The organism is Ignavibacteriota bacterium (assembly GCA_016212665.1).
In the GTDB taxonomy this organism is placed as follows: domain Bacteria; phylum Bacteroidota; class Ignavibacteria; order UBA10030; family SZUA-254; genus FW602-bin19.
Map to the genome: position 1 here is coordinate 95430 of JACREZ010000032.1, position 20111 is coordinate 115540.

Annotated in this window: 18 protein-coding genes; 1 reads left to right on the forward strand and 17 read right to left on the reverse strand. The window is 39.5% G+C overall.

Annotated elements, in window-relative coordinates; genetic code table 11:
- The first annotated feature begins 168 nt into the window (after positions 1-168).
- Positions 169-1986, forward strand: a complete 1818-nt coding sequence (locus HY960_10990) for a hypothetical protein (GenBank protein MBI5216267.1) — start codon at positions 169-171, stop codon at positions 1984-1986.
- Positions 1987-2549: 563 nt separating this feature from the next.
- Here the strand turns inward: HY960_10990 and HY960_10995 are convergent.
- From HY960_10995 to HY960_11075, 17 genes are all read right to left on the reverse strand, one after another.
- Positions 2550-3437 carry a hypothetical protein gene (locus HY960_10995; protein ID MBI5216268.1) on the reverse strand — a complete coding sequence of 296 codons (888 nt, stop codon included), beginning with the start codon at positions 3435-3437 and terminating at the stop codon, positions 2550-2552.
- 120 nt (positions 3438-3557) lie between these two features.
- Positions 3558-4748 carry a hypothetical protein gene (locus tag HY960_11000; protein ID MBI5216269.1) on the reverse strand — a complete coding sequence of 397 codons (1191 nt, stop codon included), beginning with the start codon at positions 4746-4748 and terminating at the stop codon, positions 3558-3560.
- 157 nt (positions 4749-4905) lie between these two features.
- Positions 4906-5412 (reverse strand): hypothetical protein, encoded by a 507-nt coding sequence (locus HY960_11005; protein ID MBI5216270.1) that lies wholly within the window; start codon positions 5410-5412, stop codon positions 4906-4908.
- Positions 5409-6617, reverse strand: a complete 1209-nt coding sequence (locus HY960_11010) for a hypothetical protein (GenBank protein ID MBI5216271.1) — start codon at positions 6615-6617, stop codon at positions 5409-5411. Before HY960_11010 ends, HY960_11005 begins: the two co-directional genes overlap by 4 nt.
- Positions 6618-6845: 228 nt before the next feature.
- Positions 6846-7718, reverse strand: a complete 873-nt coding sequence (locus tag HY960_11015; GenBank protein ID MBI5216272.1) for a sphingomyelin phosphodiesterase — start codon at positions 7716-7718, stop codon at positions 6846-6848.
- 48 nt (positions 7719-7766) lie between these two features.
- A complete protein-coding gene (locus tag HY960_11020) occupies positions 7767-8567 on the reverse strand; it encodes a hypothetical protein (GenBank protein MBI5216273.1) in 801 nt (266 codons plus the stop codon).
- Between the two features lie 15 nt (positions 8568-8582).
- The gene (locus tag HY960_11025; protein MBI5216274.1) at positions 8583-9995 is read right to left on the reverse strand and encodes a phosphatidylserine/phosphatidylglycerophosphate/cardiolipin synthase family protein; all 1413 of its coding nucleotides are present in this window, start codon (positions 9993-9995) and stop codon (positions 8583-8585) included.
- Positions 9996-9997: 2 nt separating this feature from the next.
- Complete coding sequence (locus HY960_11030) at positions 9998-10768, reverse strand: CPBP family intramembrane metalloprotease (GenBank protein ID MBI5216275.1); 771 nt, start codon at positions 10766-10768, stop codon at positions 9998-10000.
- A gap of 35 nt (positions 10769-10803) precedes the next feature.
- Positions 10804-11913, reverse strand: a complete 1110-nt coding sequence (locus tag HY960_11035; protein ID MBI5216276.1) for a DUF362 domain-containing protein — start codon at positions 11911-11913, stop codon at positions 10804-10806.
- Between the two features lie 93 nt (positions 11914-12006).
- On the reverse strand, positions 12007-12552 hold the full coding sequence (locus HY960_11040) for a hypothetical protein (GenBank protein MBI5216277.1): 546 nt from the start codon (positions 12550-12552) through the stop codon (positions 12007-12009).
- Positions 12553-12554: 2 nt separating this feature from the next.
- Complete coding sequence (locus HY960_11045) at positions 12555-13010, reverse strand: hypothetical protein (protein MBI5216278.1); 456 nt, start codon at positions 13008-13010, stop codon at positions 12555-12557.
- The gene (locus HY960_11050; protein MBI5216279.1) at positions 13007-13624 is read right to left on the reverse strand and encodes a hypothetical protein; all 618 of its coding nucleotides are present in this window, start codon (positions 13622-13624) and stop codon (positions 13007-13009) included. Before HY960_11050 ends, HY960_11045 begins: the two co-directional genes overlap by 4 nt.
- 8 nt (positions 13625-13632) lie before the next feature.
- The gene (locus HY960_11055; GenBank protein ID MBI5216280.1) at positions 13633-15048 is read right to left on the reverse strand and encodes an N-acetylmuramoyl-L-alanine amidase; all 1416 of its coding nucleotides are present in this window, start codon (positions 15046-15048) and stop codon (positions 13633-13635) included.
- 191 nt (positions 15049-15239) lie between these two features.
- A complete protein-coding gene (locus tag HY960_11060) occupies positions 15240-15857 on the reverse strand; it encodes a fibronectin type III domain-containing protein (protein ID MBI5216281.1) in 618 nt (205 codons plus the stop codon).
- A 1240-nt stretch (positions 15858-17097) separates the two neighbouring features.
- The gene (gene groL / locus HY960_11065) at positions 17098-18738 is read right to left on the reverse strand and encodes a chaperonin GroEL (GenBank protein MBI5216282.1); all 1641 of its coding nucleotides are present in this window, start codon (positions 18736-18738) and stop codon (positions 17098-17100) included.
- Between the two features lie 20 nt (positions 18739-18758).
- Entirely contained in the window at positions 18759-19043 is a 285-nt protein-coding gene (locus HY960_11070; protein MBI5216283.1) for a co-chaperone GroES, read from the reverse strand.
- Between the two features lie 340 nt (positions 19044-19383).
- A complete protein-coding gene (locus HY960_11075; protein MBI5216284.1) occupies positions 19384-20070 on the reverse strand; it encodes a hypothetical protein in 687 nt (228 codons plus the stop codon).
- Positions 20071-20111 lie beyond the last annotated feature (41 nt).

The following is a 20111-nucleotide window of genomic DNA, read 5'->3' on the forward strand; positions in this document are numbered from 1 at the left end:
ACGCATCCGTATTTCAACAACTTAACGGTGAAGTTCTCACAATTTTGGAGCTAATCGGACAGAGAAACTCATCTTGAATCATTCTCAATATTCTTCGACCTCAATCATCTCAACGCCGGATAGAAATCTATTTTTCTACCGGAATTTCTACAATAATTTTACCTCGTAATGTCTCCTTCTTCTTTTCATTCTTTCCATATTCCGGTCATGGGCTTGGCGTATACCGTGGACACGCCGCTCAAAGTAGCACGCTTCGGAATTAACTCTGTCGTTTCCATTATTGAAGATAACCTGCTGGAGGAGATGCGAAAATTTCATTGCATGCAGGCAAACGAACAGTACATCCCCATCGGGAAGTACGAGTTCGATTGCCGTTCCCGCCGCGTGACTGAGTATTTGAATTTGTTAGAAAGAATCCTCCTCAGACAAATGGAAAAAATTAAGTCTGAACAATTTGAAGACGGGACAGATATTGTAAAGTATTTTGAACTGCTTCCCTCTTCTTCTCCACTACGCTATCTCTTCGACCAAATGATGAACTTGGATGCAGGAGAAGAGAAATTGTTACTTCAGGAATCGCTCCGTGAAATCATTACCGCCGGTGCTATTGATGTAAACATTATGACCAAATGCGACAGAACAAATTATTCTCAGTCGGGAGATGCATTACCCGTTGAGTATTCGGATGCGATGGCAGCCCTTCGCGGATTTGCAAACAGTCAACTTCGTTCTTCGGTTGTCTTCTCTGCGGGAATGAATCCACGCCTGTTCACCTACTGTGAAACATTCAAAGATTTTTTCCCGGATGAACATCAAAACCTGAATAAGAAAATCACTCTGAAGGTAAGTGATTTCAGGTCAGCATTTATTCAGGGTAAATTTCTGGCAAAAAAAGGATTATGGGTTTCCGAATACAGAATCGAATCGGGTTTGAATTGCGGCGGCCATGCATTTGCGACCGATGGTTATCTGCTCGCTCCGATATTGGACGAGTTCAAACATAAAAAAGAAGAATTAACCGCCGAACTGTTGGAGATGTGTAACCATTCACTTCTCCAAAAAGAGATGAGAACGTTTTCGCACAAGCCAAATGTGAAAATCTCCGTTCAAGGCGGCATTGGTACAGCAAATGAACATAATTTTCTGTTGGAACATTTTCAAGTTGACAGCGCGGGCTGGGGAAGCCCGTTTTTACTTGTGCCGGAAGTAACAAATGTTGATGAAGAAACCCTGCACAATCTTGCTTCAGCAAAACAAGAGGATTACTACTTAAGTAACACTTCGCCTCTCGGTGTGCTGTTTAATAATTTTAGAAAGAGTTCTGCCGAACAGGAAAAAAAGAAAAGAATTGAAAACGGAAATCCCGGAAGCGCATGCTTCAATAAATATTTATCGTTCAATACTGAATTTACTGAAAAGCCCATTTGTGTTGCTTCACGGGAATATCAGAATTTGAAAATCAATCAACTTACAGAACAACAACTTCCACCCGATGTTCTTGCAAAGCAAATAGAAAAAGTGACTGAAAAGGAATGTATCTGCCAATACCTCGGTACATCTGCATATCTGAAAAACGAAATTCCTCCACCGCATAAAATTCAGGAAGTTACAATTTGCCCCGGACCCAATCTTGCATATTTCTCCAATACATTTTCATTGCGAGAAATGATTGACCACATTTACGGAAGAAAGAATATTCTCAACTCATTGCACCGACCAAATATGTTCATCAACGAGTTGAAGTTGTATGTTGATTATCTGGAAAAAGAAATTACCGATAGCATCGGTTCCGTGACGGAGAAAAAGAATAAATATTTGAAAACCTTTAAGGACAATCTCCTTTCAGGAATTGAATATTATAAAACATTAGCGCAATCCATGATTCGGGAAACGGAACACTACCGTCAACATTTTGATGAAGCGTTAGGTAACCTCGAACAGTATTTAATGAATCTGGAAGTACCGGAGGCGTTTGTTCTAGAATAAACTAACTCAAGTTGGCCGTTTAATAATAATTGCTAAGATAACTCAATATTGCCACATGACCATAAACAGTCACGCCAGTAAAATCAAGTCCAATAAAATCGGACGACATAAAACAGTCCCGTTTACGAGGCTTACTAATCATTTATGGTAATACTACAGAAAATCGGAATAAACTAATCCTCTTTAAAGCGTCACGTTCCCCTTTCTGAGGAAACAAACATTGGAACACTATTGTTACCTTAGGGATTATTACCAACTCATCTCGAAAGCATAACTATTCATTCTCATTAGGAACGATGGACTTCAAGAACACATGAGGGTAAGCTCAACTAAATCCTTCCGACAAATCCCTCCAGACCATCTGAATAATATTCGCACTTTGGAAAGAGAAGCCGATATCGTAATTCAGCTTCGTGACCATGTTGCACAACTATTACTTTTGGTTTTAATTCCCGAGCCTGATAGGCTCGGATAAACAAAGAACGAATCCCGATATCTTCCTGTGGTAAAGAATAACCAATTATTACCCATGTGTTTGAAGACCGAAGAAATTCGAGGGAATGTTACCACACTTCTACAATATTTGGATTATGATTTTCCCGGACAAACGACGGGGCAATGAGAGTTGAGCGAAGTTGGCGATTGGAACAATGGCATGTACTAAAATAATCATCGTCCTTTTTATATGCCTGATGAACAATTGATCCTTCAAAATTAATATACATATGATCACACACGTCGCAATATAACCAGTTGATGGAGCCATGCAGTTTGTAAAATCGAACTTTTGCACTGACTGCTCTGTCATGAATTGTCCCTGGCTCCACATCTCGCCATGCAAAACCAAAATCAAACTCGTTACTTATTTTTAGAATATTGCTTTGATAATATTCATACAATTTACTTTCAATTCCAATATCATAATTCGTTGTAATTACACCCAAGGAATTTTCTTGCAGTTGTTTTATTATCCATTGGATAAATTTTCCTGTCACGGATTTATTAGCAGGGAATAGTTTTTCATATCGTTCTTGATAAACCTGAACGATTAAAAATGATATTGCCTGGTCGAGCAATTGGCGAAATTCTGTCAATTGATATCCAGACAACCGGGATGTGAGCGATTTTTCTTCCGAAAGAGAAAAATCAAGCATGGAAAGAACTTCTGTAATTAAAGGTAAATTCTTCTCTACGTCGGACATACAAAATATTCCATCGCCGGTATATTCCTTCGATTGGTTGATTGATTCTTGAAGATATTCTAACCCCGATAACATTTCATTTAAATATCCGGAAAGGATTTCCCTTCGCCGTTGATTTTCAGTTTCTGTGTTGAATTTATTATAAAGATTATTCTTTGATAATTCCCGTAAAATTAAAGGGAAGATTTGTGGCGTCGTCATATACCCAAATGGTACCGATGCTCCCGCGCCTAAAAATAATGCTGTCATGTTGTTCCTTTTATGAATTGAGTATGATGAAATCTGTCATTTCTTGTACCGTCAAGATCTTCCGTGACGGATGATTACCCTGAAAGTTCGTGTCAAGTCGTTATACAACTCCATAATAATTCAATGGTAGACACTCTCTTTATTATCATATTTCTTTAGGGTCGTTAGTAACATCATTTTTACCTCAAGCGAGGTTTCGTTTTGGTAGAATAAGTTTAACTGTCTTTTTACTCTATCGCGTACATTCTCATCGCTGTTGTTTGCAAATGAACCGAGCACGTAAACACATAATCCCTTTGCTTCGAGATCGTTCGTCCTCAAAAACTTATTATATAATGGTTTTATGGAACGAGAATCCTGTATTCGGTACAGAAACGATGCGATTTTTTTTCTTTCGATCGCGCTTCCGGAATCGAGCAAACTCACTGCTTTGAAATAAAAATCCTGTGACAAAATATCTTTACGTGTCCCTGCCGATGTCAGTGTTCCGACCGAATCATGTTCTGTGAGCGCCATAAGATACAATGACAATTCTTCAAAACTCTCTGAGGCAATACTATCTCTCACCGTCACTGCGATTTCTTGTAAAAAGGGAGTCTCAACATTTGAAAGTTTTGATTGTAGTTTCAGTTGTTCGAACGGGTTTTTTTTGACTTTTATATTGTCTAAGATTTTTTTCGCTTCTTCGGAAGATATGGTTTTTTCTTGTAGAAATGGTTGTGCATACGCTATATTGAAAACATCGATCGGAAAAAAACGATGCGATGTCAGTTTATTCGTTTTTTCCCGAAATAATATCTTCATCGGTATCGAACCTGCATATTCAATGAACATTGTTACACGATCGTTTTCGACATGATGTAACAAATCTTCAGCGCTAAAACGAAGTTCACCGTATGTCTCCCATCCTCCTTGACTATTGCCAAAATATTTTGCAAGAACTAACGTTTGCATCTGATTCATATCGGATTTAGGAATATGAAGTATCCATTCATAGACAAAGACACTTCCTTTTATTTTTTTCTTGATAAACATTCCGTCACCCATCGCCTCATACTGTAATAATCCTATCGGCAACGACCTTTCATCACTCCCAATTATTTCTCCTCTAATAACTAAATCGTCTGTTTCTGTAATTACAGGATACACGACTAAAAACAGCATGACACCAATAATCAAACCTAACAAAATAAACATGCCTTTATACACAAAGACCTTTACTTTCATCGGCATGGAAGGGAAATACTTGTCAAGAAAATTGTAAATTTTCGTTGCGTGAACATCCAACGCTTCTGTTTTATTTTTTGCCATAACTATCCTTTCATTATTGTATGTGAATATGATGTAATATTGTTTTTTTTTCAACAGTGGTTACTGTTCGTCCCAACATTCATATTCGATGATGTTCAAGTCTGATCACGAATTGAACTTTCTTTTGTTAGACAAATTCTGACCGCGAATGTGTTCATTAGCTCAATGCATGGAGAATGAATTTTATTTTCTCTCCTCTCGACCGCAATTTCCTCAGCGACTCATCAAGCAGTTCCCCGCATTTATAGATTGCATTGTTCTTCTTTCTAATATACCGGAAAAGAAGCCCGACGGAGAGAAACATCATGGCAACCAAAAAGACAGTTAGCCGCAGGACAAAAAAGAGCGTATCAACTGCTTCAATTTGTACAGTCGTTGTTGTTGTCACTCCACTGCCGAGGTCTTGGGTAAAGGCAGGCAGACTGAGTGTAAGGGAAAATATCCATCCTGTAAACGCAAGGACAAACAGTGCATAAAAGAAAAACTCAATCACGATGCCGAGACTTTTCATGAGTATCCTACCAAACGCATTCTGTTTGATTGACTGATAATACTTGTCAAACGATTGAATCATTGCATCCGTCTCCGATAATTGATTTGTGTAATCAAGCCGGATATCGGGTGGAAGTATTGTGTTATTATTTTGTTCGGGTTGTTGGGTCATGGTTGTGTTCCTTTGATTTGATATTCATCATCAAAAACTTTCAAAACAAATTCTGTTGCAAACTCTTTCCCTTTAGGGGTTAAGATAAATAAACCACCCTGATCCTGCATGAGACCAAGTGTTTGAAAATACTGTATAGCTGTTGCTGGAATTGCAGTTCTTGGTAAGAATGGGGGATTAGAATTTTGAAGTTCTATAATTGTTTCGAAATGTTTTCTCAATTGTTGATTTGAAATAATTGTTCTAAGTTCCTTAGATAATTGTGAAGGTGTATTTTCATCTTTAATGCTTAATAATTCTTTTTCAAGTTGTATAATTTTTTCAGTAAGCTGATTATTATCGTGTTTTAATTCATGAATTTGATTAATCAATTCTTCTCTTTGGTTTTTTATGTCATTAAGTTTCAAACTCAATTCACTCTCGTTATTTAACACACGTCGAAATTCTCTATCCAATTCTTTGTACAAAGGAGATTCTTTAATATGATTATCAATATTGTTTATTCTATTACTTAAACCATTGACTTCTTTCTTCAATGTTTCATTTTCAAAAGTAATGTTTTTGTCATGCTCAAGAAGTTGCTCATATGTTTCTTTTATTTTTTCAAATGCTGTAATCCTATCTTTTAACAAGACTATTTCTACATCTTTTGTATCAATTTCTTTTGAAAACTCTTCTTTTTGTTTTTGTAATGAAGTTTTAATCTCTAAAGTCTGCTCTAAAGTCAACAGCTTTTCTTTTTCATTCTTTAACTCTGTTATTTGATTTTCTAATACTACGATTTCTTTTTCTTTCGCATCGACAACTTTATTAAACTCTTCTTCCTGTTTTTGAATTGACTTTCTAATATCTATTGATTGTTCCAATGTCAGCAGTTGATTCTTTTCAATTTCGTTCTTAATATCCATTTGTCGTTTCTTGTGTATTAACCAAATTTTCAAAAAGACTGTTGAGGCAAAAGGATATACCGAAACAATCAACATTGCAGAGAGTAACGGAAACAAAATTGTATTTGATATATCAAGATAATTTGCTTCAATAAACTGCAACCTATCAATGATTCTCAAACTCATATCATCATTAAACAGGTAATAAATAATTTTCCAGTTCCATGCAAACCATGATAACACAAGAGCGCCCGAAAGGGGGCTGGATATTCTTTCGTAAAGTGTCAGTTGTATAGATTTTTTTATGTCGTCGAGCATAATGCTGTTCTTTCAATTAGTTTTGCATTCGTGTCAGGGGACCCTTCCCCCTCCCACCCCAGTCCTTTCCCTACTTTCCGCCAAAGTGGACAGGTGTATGGAAGGGGAGAGATTCATATTATTTTTCAATTCTTGTTTCATACCATTTCATTGAGAAAATATTCAAAAGTATGTCACTCCCTTCCCTTCGGAGAATGGAAGTGCCGGGATGGGTTACTTCATATCACCTCACACCTTCACCACCGCCTCAACTCCGAAGTGATCTGAAAGCCGTGTGGTAGGTGTCGTGGCAAATGGCTGCACAGATACTTTTGTACAGGAAATGTTGCGTAACAGAGTTCCTTGCCCGTTGTCCGTTGGAAAACGATTGAAGGCGAACATGTAATCGAGTCGAAGTCGGTCACCATCATCATCCGGTATCATGTTGCTGTTCTCTTTACAATCCCACGTGTAACCCGGAATTGTAATTTTGCTTTTCTCTCTGAATAAATCTCTTGGAAATCCCAAACTTCCCTTCATGGAATTATATTCCTGGTCTACATCACCTATGACATTCATATCTCCACAGAGCATCACCGCAATATCATTTCTCGGTTTGTCATTCTCGTTCGCATGTACATCAAGTTGAGTCAGAGCATGTCCGATGAACCGTCGTAGTTGCCGTAGCTGTGAGACGCGTGTCTGCTGGTACTGAACCTCTGACTGAAGATGAGTATTAAACAAGAGGAACGTGAATGGCTTTTTACCATCGGTGAATGATAGCCGTGCGCCAAAGATTCCTTTATCAGCCCAGCAATCGGTAAATGAACATTCATTGAATTCCTTGTATCCCCAACTTTCGATTGGATGCTTTGATGCAAAGAACAACCCGCTATCTTCATTAAATAGATCATTATCATGGCATTTCGGAACTTGGTGCTTCAAGGTTCGCCCAAACCCTTCAACAAACATTTCCCTGATGTCTTCATCAAAAACTTCTTGCAAACAAATAATATCGTATTTGTTCGCATTGATGGCTTTGATAATTTTCGCGGCACGTTCTTCACCGCCGGGACCGGGAAGCATTTTAACATTGAACGTGAGAATTTTAAGTGTCGGCATAATTGTTCCTTTTGTTTAAATGAGAGAGAAAGATAAATAGATGAGGAATTAACTTTTGATACATTGACGAAGTTTACGTTCATTTATTGTTGGACTCTTCCAAATCATTTCCAACTTTGACCGTAGGAACGCATCAGGTTCGAGTAATGTTTTTTCGAAGAGGAATAACACCCGCTTTTTCACTGTTCTTATATCCAGATGTGAACCAAAACTTTTTATACAATAATAAATAAGTTCTGAACATGATAACGAATGAAAATTCTCAAAATCAAACTTAAAGTCATATTCTTTGCCCAGACATCCTAACGCAATTCGTTTGACGATGGGAAAAACATCTTGGAACGGCACACTAACTCCCGACTTGAGTTTTGTTACAATGTCTATTTCTTCGTTTGAAAATTCCTTTTGAGGGACGAGCGGGAGAGTTATTCTTGCATCGGGTTTGATATAATCAGGGAATCTCATAATTGCCATATAATCACACCGGCAGAAATTCAAAACATCTTCTACGAATACGCCTTCAGCCATCGAATGGATAACCATTTGCTCTCCTGCCTGAAAGACCTGTTCCCCTTTTTCATTCGTTACATGTCGGGCGTCTTCAGGAAGAATCCTCCCCACATATAATCCCGCGTGACTAAAATAGCCGGGAATAAAATAACCATCGAGATAATTCTTAAATCCTCGAAGGAGGATATCGCCGGGTTTCACTAAATTGATGACACACCTGATATCTTTTCCCTTGATAAGATAACCTCCGGGATCGTATAAAAGAAAAAGGGGCCATTTGAAAATTTTTATATCTCCAAATACAGTCAAAAATTTTTCAAATAATGTTTTTTTATTCATCGTGGTTCCTTTTTCCTACGCTTGATCATGTACTATGTGCAACTCGTTTCGGATTGAATCCGGAAGTAATGATGGATCAACCCAGCGTGTTCTTTCATCCAATGGACGGAGGAATGGATCATGCTTTGAAGAAACAACCTTAGCGTTCTCAATTGTGATCTCCCGACAATCATGCAAATCAATTTCAAACTGACGTCGTACGTGTTCTGCAAATTCTTGATTATAGATAATGACATTACTCTCTGTATGATAAAACGTTGAACCAGATGCGATATTGTAAGAACCGACAGAAGCAACAACATCATCAATCACCAAATTCTTTGAATGAAACGCTCCCGGTTTCTGCCATTCAAACACTTTGACGCCATTTTGAATCAGGCGACGAAAATGATTGCTGCTTTCCCAGTACATCCATCCCATCAACCCGTTGAGCATCAATGTACGTGATGCTTTCCGGGAATTTGTGATGAGCCTGACTTCAACGCCCCGTTGTACTGCATCGGCAAGTGCTTCGGCAATAATCCGTGGCGGACGAATACCATGACATCCCCAAAAAATGTAATGCCGTGCAGCGCGAAACATCTGCAAATACGCATTCGTGATTGGCAATCGTTGTTCATCGTATGGTTTGTGAGAGATGTAACGTACACGATACGGACCAGTAGAATTCAACATCGGAAATAGCACCGTTGATTGTTTGTTGATGAATTCGGATTCCATGTTACGAACGTTCTCGTAGAGTTTTTCAAGTGACGTATCACACTTGTACTTTCCTTGCGCCATGGCACGGTAAAGAAAAAAGTCTTTGATGAATCGTCGTTGAATATCTGACACGATTGGTCCGGCGAGGTAAACGTCTGTATCCCTCCATGCTTTTACCTCGATTCCACCATACGCATATTTGTTTCCCCAGTTGATGCCACCGAGTATCGCTTCCCGCCCATCTATCACCATATACTTTTCATGAAAATGTCTTCGAAGCTTTGTTTTTAGATTTTTTTTAAATTGAAGAAAAGGATGAGAAGATTTCAAATCCGGCATAAGGTTGCGAAACATGCTATGGTAACGGATTGATTCTGCACCTCCTTTCACCATGGAACGGAGGATTCCACCGCTAAAGGTACTGTACATCACTCCATCATCGAAGATGAGTCGCGCATTAACAGATTCCTTTTCTTTTTTTACTATCATATCCCGAAGACGATAACTTGTTTCATCTCGCATCAGAGAAAAGGCAACGATGTGAATGGTATTTGTTGCATTCTCAATAAGTTCCCATCTTTTTTGATATGATTCTACACCGCTCGGCAACAATGTAACAGCATTTCCTTCTCGAATAACAGTATGTGTCAACCTGTCTGTTTCTCTTTCGAACTCAGGACTGAGGATTGGATGACCTCTGCTGATATGCAATGCGATGTCGTACATGGTTAAATAACACCCCGATTACTGAGTATAAGAAGATCTAAAAATACATTGAGAAGCCAATGCGCAAGAAACACGTACCAAAGTGAATTCACTCGAAGCGCTACAGCAGCAACTGCAATTCCCCACACAGGAGTCCCGACAAGTTCTGTCGCGGGTTTCGGGAGATGCCATGCGGTGTACGATAACATCTGAATAAGAATGGCATACCGACCGAATCGTTCTTTCAATCCGAACAGGAGATACCCGCGAAAGGTAAACTCGATAATAAAAAAGAACGAGGCATAGAGTAGTTCATACATAAGAAATACGTTCCATCGGAAATGTTGTTTGATCTGGTCCGTGTTCAATCCGCGATAGATGAGCGGATATTCTTTCCACATGTCCTGCTTCATCGATCCGAAGTAAAACAACGGAAGAGAAATTCCCACGATTACGAGAAACGTCATCCAACCCCATCGCGTATCACCAATTCCTAAACCGTAATCAACGAAACGCCCATGGAACCTGAAGTGGATGAGAAGAAAAGGAATGAGAACTAACAAGAGTAAACCGATGCTGTAGGAAACAAGTTGAAGTTGAAATGCTCTATCGGCTTGATCGGGCATTAACCACTGGTTGAACAATGGTAACAGGATGGTATCGCCTTTCGGACCCCAAACCACCAACAGTAGAAAACTACTTAACAGAATAATCCCTTCTTTTGTTTTGAAATGTTTTAGAGTATCACCAATTATTTGAAATACTTTTTCCACATCAGGTTCTTGTGAAGTCATAATATTTATTCCTTTTTAGATTTACATTCTTCTCGTTACCAAATTCTTTTCCCTGCTAATTTATTTATGAGCCAACGAATACTGTTAAGTAGGCGCATGAAAATCAAGCCGATTCTCCATGATAAATTTCTAGGAGGAAATAAATGAAAATCTATATAATCAACCGCATTCACGTTTAGCACTCCACTGACAACGAGCGATTCTTCCGTGAAATTCTGAAGTTGAACGATTTCATCGGAGATGTTTTGCCAGTGAGGAATAATATCTGTAAACATTGTTGATTGATCACCGACAACTTCATACTCCGGATATTTTCCATCTCGCGCCCATTCAAGATACTTTCTGATGATATTCAATTTTGTCCCATGAATACCTGCCCTCTTGGTACACTCCAAGTCAGCACATACTGCATCAGAACTTCCAAACATCATTTTTAATTCTTTCGGATATTTTTGAGTTTTATACCCTTGATACCCATCGCTTGCGACGAACGCATCAATCAACCCGAAATGAATTGGAAAAGTCCAAACCGATGAAGCCGTTACATCAGGGACTTCCCGTTGCATGTGATATTGCTGATGTTTATCGCGGGCAGGAAAACATCCATACACATTCTTCACAGTAAGTGTCATGTAATCAGATTCGTGGCTTTTACATTTTGCAAATGAAATCCTGAAATCCGCGTCACGCCAGCTTTTCCCAACCGGATGTTTCCAAACCGTCTCTTTACCCTTCGCATCGCGCCACCGGTAGTTTGTGTCGACTGATTCTTCCGTGAGATCAACAACCTCGTATCCATTATTACTGTAACCGCTCAACTTCGCAACCCGCTTTACGGTATGTCCATTGAGCCACAATGCCAGAACATTTTGCGCTTCGACAACTTTGATATTTGTAAAACCTAATGAGCGAATATGTTGCATTAAACATTCCATCAACTCGACGTCAGTCGTTACAGTCCGGTATTCAGTTAAATTAGAGAATACCATCATATTGGGTTTAATAACAATCGAAAATGCCGACTTATCCGTTTTACCGGATTTTTCAAAAACACTTTGAAGCGTAGTATCAAATTGACTTTTTTCAAGAACATCATTAAGCGCTTCAACTTTATGCTCTTTTCTTGCAACTGCTACTTTGACCATGTTTATTCTCCTATTTTAATTTTGAAAAAAAAAGTAAACGTATTTTGCATTATCTTCATTCAAATGTTATCAACTTCAAACACAATCAGGTAACTAAAATGGAAGACCGTATCGTACTCCTAGAAGAATACCTTTATACCCTGAACCGAAACTATATTGCCCGAACCAATTCCCGATTCCCGCGCCGAGTGAAAGAACCGGGCGGTAATCGTCGGAAGGAAGTTGAACAATTCCTCCTCCGAGGAACAACGAAAAATTCTCTCCTGTTATCAATTTCTTTGCATCTTCATACAGCCCTTTGTATCCTCTGTATAGTACGTTCAGCGTATCAAGTATTCGATTGTTCAACACATGAAGTGAATCCGACTTCCTCTCAAACGCATCACATTTCTCAATCACTTTTTCTTGTGCTGTGAGTTTCGTCGTCAATAACGTTATGGTTGCTTCGAGACTGTCAATAATAAAACCGAATGAATCGAGAGAATTCTTTTTCAAGAGAACATAGTCCGTACTATCCATTGTAACGAGCCACATTCCCTGTTGTTGTTTACCCGGGTATTCTCTATTCCCCTTTTTTATAAGGATATCCTGAGCATGTATGGTGGTTGATAATAAAATGAACAAGAAGATGTACCGCATAGTTATTCCTTTCCGTATTGTTCTAAAATTTTGATTGCATTATTAACTGACTCTTCCGGAGTCATATTCGAATATTTGTTTCTGATTTCTTCCATCTTCTCTGCATACTCTTTTTCTGCTTGAGTTACCGCGTTAACCATGTGAACTCGTTCCGCATCTAATTCTGATTTTGCCTGTTGATAATCCTGCTCAGCGAACTTTTTCTGCTCTAACAATTCCTGAAGATTCTTCTCTGTTTCTTTCAGTGCATCTTCACGCTCCTTGAGCTCTTCAAGAAGGCGTTTCCGTTTCCATGCTCGCCATCCTACATATCCACCAATGGAAGTGAGTGTGAGCAAAATAAATATCCCCTCCTTGCTCGTTACTTTGAAATCCTTAATAAACCAAACGATTAACCCCAAACCGATGAGAATAAAGAAAAAATCAAATACTTCGAGAGAGCGCAACACAGAAATCATTGTTGACCTCCTTTCACCGGTTCTAGTTTGTTGGTAACTGACTTTTCAATTCTGCTGATAATATCATGGAGTGGTTCGACACCGATTGACAACGCTATAGATGTCAGGGCAATTCGAACCCATTCATGTTCTATCAGGTTCTTTAACATTCTACTGAAAATATCTGCAGAACCGTTCGGGAATTGTGTGCTTTGTGTAAATTGATAAAAGAACCTAAGAAAATCCAAATACCTCCAAAGCGAGGTAACTAAAAGGAACGAAATGAGAAGCGCCGCAATACGTGAACAAATTCTCACATAATTAAATCGAATCATTTCTGCACTAATACAATCGCGCCCGCCCGGATTTGATTTCTCAACCACGACTTTCCACAAAAGCCAATCAAGTATTTGTTTTGATTTTTCATTCACTCCATGTAATCCATAGAGTGCATCGAGCCGTATGCGATAACTCTCTGCAAGATCATTCCAAAATTTCTGAAAACCTTTCGATTGTAGTTCGATAAAAGAAATAAATGAAATCAATACTTCAATAATTCTTTCAATGAAAATACTAATAATGAGATACAAGAATGCCAGGTACGTAACGGTAGTGACGACATCGGTATATTCCATAATTACTCCTATGCAAAAGTTGTTTGAGTCTGGAAACGGAGCTTGAATGTTTCTAATGCTGTTTGAAATGATTGGTCATTCTTCCATCTCCCATGATAACTACGTACTTTGTTTTGAAATTCTTCGTATGGAAAATTACTTCCAGGACAAGATTTATTTGCTAAGGCTTTGTGTGGAAGTATTCCTACAGGATGCACGGCTGTTGCAACACGTTCAAACACGAGAGGAACTTGATACATCAGAGACCAGAGCGTAGTAATCTTCGCCATGCTCTCTATCTGCAACGGTGTTGGGTGAAGTATTCCCTTCGCACCCTTCACGTTAGAAAATGGTACAGCAGGATTTGTTTCAAAGTTACCTTGTAACGCGATTCCCAGCGAACGTTGATTGTAACCCAGTGCATGATTTCCAAACCTATCCCATCGGCACAGAATGTGAATCGTTCCATCTTTCATCACAACACAATGATACCCTGTAAGCCAATTTTTTCTGTCAAACTCTTTTACAAGTTCTGCAAACGATGCATCCGAGTGCATAGTTGTATGATGATACACGATGAGATCTATGTTCACTCCCTGTTGCCACTTGTGCGTATGTTCCAAGCGCCATGGCCTGTCTCCTCCATCATACGTAAATCCAACTATTTCTTCAACTGTTGAGGGTGTAACGACGCTGGTAGGTTGGAAGAAAACCGATGTCCCTTCTTTTTTCTCCTCCTTTGAAACGTTTGTTCTCTCCTCTTCTCTCTCGGATGACGGTTCTGTTTTTACTCTTGAAAGTACTATTTTCCGGTTGATAAGAAACTTAATTAAAAAGTTTACAGGTTTACTCCCCGCGCCAATAATAATTCCCGTAAATATATATTCAAAAATATTCTCTCCTGTAGGTCGTAGTGAAACGCTATTTGTGAACTCTGCAACTGACCATTGCAGTAATCCCCAAACAGATATTTTCGAATAATAACAAACACCAACGGCAATGAAAGAGCCGACAAATTGTATCCAAAATTCCTTCGTCTTTTTAATCTTATTGACCGGCTCATCAGGTGTAAAATATTTTATATCAAACCGTGATTTCCCCTCCGGATAATCCGGATGAATCATGATTTCATCTTCATCTTTTGTAGAGAAATCTAATGTTTTGGTAAGAAGAGCTGCTTCTTTTTTCGCTTTCTCACTTGCGTTCTTTCTTTCATCTTTGTCAGATTGACGTTCAAAATGACTTGAGGTTTGGGCAATAAATAATTTTTCCATTATCCAACTAAAGACCGCCATCAATCGTTCAATAAATAAGGAGAGCGAAAGTAATATCCCCAGAGCCGTAAGCAGAGGAGTTAATGGAACATACGATGAATCTCCCTGTGAAACAGTCGTCGTATGTAGAGTATCAACTATTTGTTTGATAGTATCAAAAGAAGTTTCCATAAGAACATTGCAATGAGTTAATAACTAATGAAATCAAAAAACGAACTTTGTTATCTCGTTCCCATGCTCCGTCTACGACCGTAGAGCGTGGGAACAAGATAACTTCACATCAAAAAGAATTGTCAATAGCCAATTACGAATTATCAATTGTCAATTCACCATTCACCATTCACCATTTTCTTTCCACTATTTTACTGCACTCTGCTCACCGCCGGTGAAACGGTTCCCTTCCCTTTATTATTCACCGCCTGCACACGGTAGAAATATCGAACACCCGGAGTTACATCATCATCAATAATTGCAATAGTTGTAGATTCCGTCAGATACTCCCATTTATCGGGAGCAATTGCCTTCGGGTTTTCAGATACTCCCCGCTCCCACTTATAGAGTTCTGCATTATCGTCCGCTTCGACAAGACGGATTTTAAATCCGATTCCATCCGAATCATCTCTAATAGTGAGCAGAAGCGGCTTTGCCGGCTTTTCTAATGAAACACGAGGTCGTTCCCACTGCAAACCATATTCAGTCCACTTTACTTTCTCAGCCGCATGGATTCCCCTGATTCGATTATCCGTTTCATCTGCTTTTGCGTTTATTTGAGCAGCAAGTTCACGCCCTTCTTGAACTGTTTGACGATAAAGTCGTTTATATTCGGCAGCTTGACTATCCTTTGCTTGCAAAGCATCCATATCTGCTTGAAGAGATTCGAGCGTATCAGGCTGTCCATTCCATTTGTCCTGATTCGCTTCGATTCCTTTTTTCTGTTTTTCTCTTCTTTCGTATGCTACTCGAAGATATTTTAATTCCATAGTTTCTCCTTTTTTATATAGTTGTCGTTTTTAGATTTATTTGAAGAATTATTAGAAAATATTTAGCAATTTTACATCTATTATTCAAAATTTCACTACTATTTTTGGGAATTTCACTCGTGAAGTTCCCAACTTCACGCCTGATCTTGGGAACTTTACTCGTGAAGTTCCCAACTTTACCACTGTTCTTGGGAACTTTACTTCTGAAGTTCCCAACTTTACCACTGTTCTTGGGAACTTTACTTCTGAAGTTCCCAACTTTACCACTGTTCTTGGGAACTTTACTTCTGAAGTTCCCAACTTCATCGCTGTTTTAGGGAACTTTGCGCTTGAAGTTCCCTACATCATTCCTGTATTTGATAACTTAACCACCGATTTTCCCTATTTCATTATTGGAGTGGGAAATTCCATAGCCGTTGTTTCTCACTGCGCTGTTCTTTTCAGAACGACATTTCTTATGTTTCCTTTTTACAGACAACTCCGGTAAATATTTCATAAAAAAATGTTACTGTTTCCATGATTTGTTGGAAAACTGCAGGAAACTCAGGGAGAGTTTGAATACTCTTTCTGAAATATCTTTACAAAATAATTGGTGCGAAGTACAACATTTCATTGACTTTGTGAAGGTAGGAAAAAAAACAATACGGCGAATCACCCCTGAGGGTGATTTTTTCTCACAATGATAGAAAATTGTTAACTCTTTTTCATACTCCTTAGTGGGAATGACAATCTTGGGGCTCCTCGTTATTACAATTCGTCATACACACGTTGTGTTTATTTCAAGTATACTGTTACTCAAGTTGACCGTTAACAAACAATTGTCAATAATAACTCAACTTTGCCGCATGACCGTAAACAATCGCGCTCTATATGTCAAAAGGCTGTCCAAAAAGTCCAAACAATGGTAGGACAGACATTCCCCTCTGTCGAAATCAATTGATATTCAAAGACATGACAGGCACGTCACATGGTGATGCCGTTGGCAAATGCCTGTCCTACTTACTTTCTGGACAACCTCTCCCTGAAACAGTCCCACTTAGGGGCTTGTGAGATGTAGCGTTATCATTTATGGTCTACGACTCGTAGAGTAACGCTACAGAAAAGCGGTCAACTTGAGTACTTTTAATACAAGAAAAAAGCCCTCAACCTTTCACAAGATTGAGGGCTTTCAAATATACTGAGTACTCAAATACTTTGTACTTTCACCCGCCTTTGGCGGGCAAGATACTCCTGTACTACCTTAGTACATTCCGTCCATACCGCCGTGACCGCCCGGCATCGGAGGCATTGCCTTTTCCTTTTCAGGTTTTTCAACAATTGTCGCTTCAGTTGTAAGAATTAAAGCGGCAACGCTTGCGGCGTTTTCCAATGCGATGCGTGTAACTTTGGTCGGGTCAATAACACCGGCGGCAACGAGATTTTCGTACTTCTCTGTCTGTGCATTGAAGCCGTAATCATCTTTGCCTTCTTTGATTTTATTGACAATGACCGAACCTTCTAAGCCGGCGTTGGTAACGATCCAGCGAATAGGTTCTTCAAGTGAACGACGGATGATTTCGACACCGATTGATTGGTCTTCGTTTTCACCTTTCAATTTTTCAAGTGAAGCCAAGGCGCGAATGTAAGCAACTCCACCGCCGGGGACGATTCCTTCTTCAACCGCTGCGCGGGTTGCATGAAGAGCATCTTCGACGCGTGCTTTCTTCTCTTTCATTTCAACTTCAGTTGCAGCGCCAACTTTCAACACGGCAACACCACCGGAAAGTTTTGCAAGACGTTCCTGCAATTTCTCACGGTCGTAGTCCGATGTTGTTTTGTCAATCTGCGATTTGATTTCGTTGATACGCTTCTTGATGTCTTCTTTCTTTCCGGCGCCTTCAACGATTGTTGTGTTGTCTTTATCAATCGTTACTTTCTTGGCGGTACCGAGATAGGAAAGTTGAGTGTTCTCGAGTTTGAATCCTTTTTCTTCGGAGATGACTGTTCCGTTGGTGAGGATTGCAATATCTTCGAGCATTGCTTTTCGACGGTCACCGAAACCCGGGGCTTTCACTGCGCAGACGCGAAGTGTTCCGCGGAGTTTGTTGACGACCAATGTTGCAAGCGCTTCGCCTTCAAGGTCTTCTGCGATAATAAGAATCGAGCGACCTGACTGAGCAACTTTCTCTAACACAGGAAGTAAATCTTTCATCACGCTAATCTTCTTATCGTGAATAAGAATCATCGGGTCTTCGAGTGATGTTTCCATCGTGTCTGCATCGGTCACAAAGTATGGCGAAAGATAACCACGGTCGAATTGCATACCTTCGACTACATCAACTGTCGTCTCGGTTCCCTTTGCTTCTTCAACAGTGATGACTCCATCTTTACCGACTTTCTCCATTGCATCAGCAATGAGATTACCGATTGTTGCATCGTTGTTTGCGGAGATTGCGCCAACCTGTGCAATCTTCTTCTTGTCATCGCCAACAGTCTTACTGAGTTTTTTCAAATCAGCAATAACGGTTTGGACGGCGAGGTCAATACCGCGCTTCAAGTCCATCGGGTTTGCGCCTGCGGTAACGTTCTTCATACCTTCACGAACGATTGCCTGAGCAAGAACAGTTGCTGTGGTTGTTCCGTCGCCTGCGACATCGGATGTCTTGCTTGCAACTTCACGAACCATCTGTGCGCCCATGTTCTCGATCGGATCTTCGAGTTCGATTTCCTTCGCGACGGTAACACCATCTTTGGTAACTGTCGGCGCACCGAACTTTTTATCTATAACGACATTGCGTCCCTTCGGACCCAATGTTACTTTCACTGCATCAGCGAGTTTATCAACGCCGCGCTTTAAAGCGGCACGTGCGTCTGAATCAAACGTAATGATTTTAGCGCCCATAAATGTTATTCCTTTCCTTATTAAACAATTGCAAAAATATCAGATTCACGCATGATTAAATATTCCTGACGGTCGAGTGTTACTTCCGTTCCTGAATATTTACCATACAATACTTTATCTCCCACTTTCACTTCCATGGGGATAAGTTTTCCATCGTCGCCACGTCGTCCCGGACCTGCGGCAACAACTTCACCGACAACAGGTTTTTCTTTCACTGTGTCAGGTAAAATAATCCCGCCTTTTGTCATTTCTTCGGCAGGAGAAGGTTGGATTACAATCCTGTCTGCTAAAGGTTTTATGTTCATAGTTTCCTTTGTATAATTGATTATTGAAATATTGCTGAATTTTTAAAGATTTGACAAGAAAGCACTTAAAACTTAGCACTCTCTTGTTTAGACTGCCAAGAATATACGCGGAGAGTTGTTCTTAAACAAATGTGGAAAGTTAATTATTCTAGTCCATCTTACTAGGAGGTTATGAACCAATTCGTAACCTTGTTGTAAGAGTATTCTGTCATGGTGGGACCATGACAGCCGAGTATATACAAAAGCGTAATGTGCGACTTATCCATTTCCCTTAAGCCACTTCCTCCTGTTAATATGTGTCTTTTTGCTGAGATTTGTTATTTTAGTCTTTCAGATTTGTTTAATTATTCCTCGATTGGTCGAAGAACTTTATCCCCCATTCAAAACCAACCTTCAAATCTTTCTGAAATTGTTCATACACGATGTCGTAATTAAAAGGCACTTGAAACTCAGCAAGCAATGCTTCGATTGCAGGTTTCGGATTGACTCCCGTTCCGTTGCAAAAATGTAAAAACAACACACTCCCCTCGCCAACTCGCCTATCTAATTGTCGTAATTGTTCCGGTGTAAATTGAAACTGGGCAACATTTTCCTGATCGGTTTCTGTAATGATTGTCTTATCGCTCGAAAGCATTGCCCCGACCACAGAAATAAATCGTTGCTCTGGAGTGCGGAGGAAATACATCGAAAACGGAACAGTCATTCCAAGGTTCCGTAGCCACGATTGAATATCAGGATTGCGTTGCCACTCCCCTTCTTTATATGGTTGTGTCAGTTCGGCATCTTTATGAAATGTAAATTGACAATTCAGCATCAACGCTTCAAGCCATTCCCTCTTATGTTGTGAAAGCGCTATGAGCGATGACCATTTTGAGTTATCCAACGATATAATTACTTCAGGAGTTATTCTCAATTCGACAACACTATTCTTCTGTTGAGTTATAACATCAAACGCCGGACGAAACCTTGTAAGATACTCTTGAAATCGTGGATGAGTTGACGGAAAAATGTAGTTGATAGTTGACATAGTTTTGATTGATGATTTACGATTGCAGATTTGTGATGTAG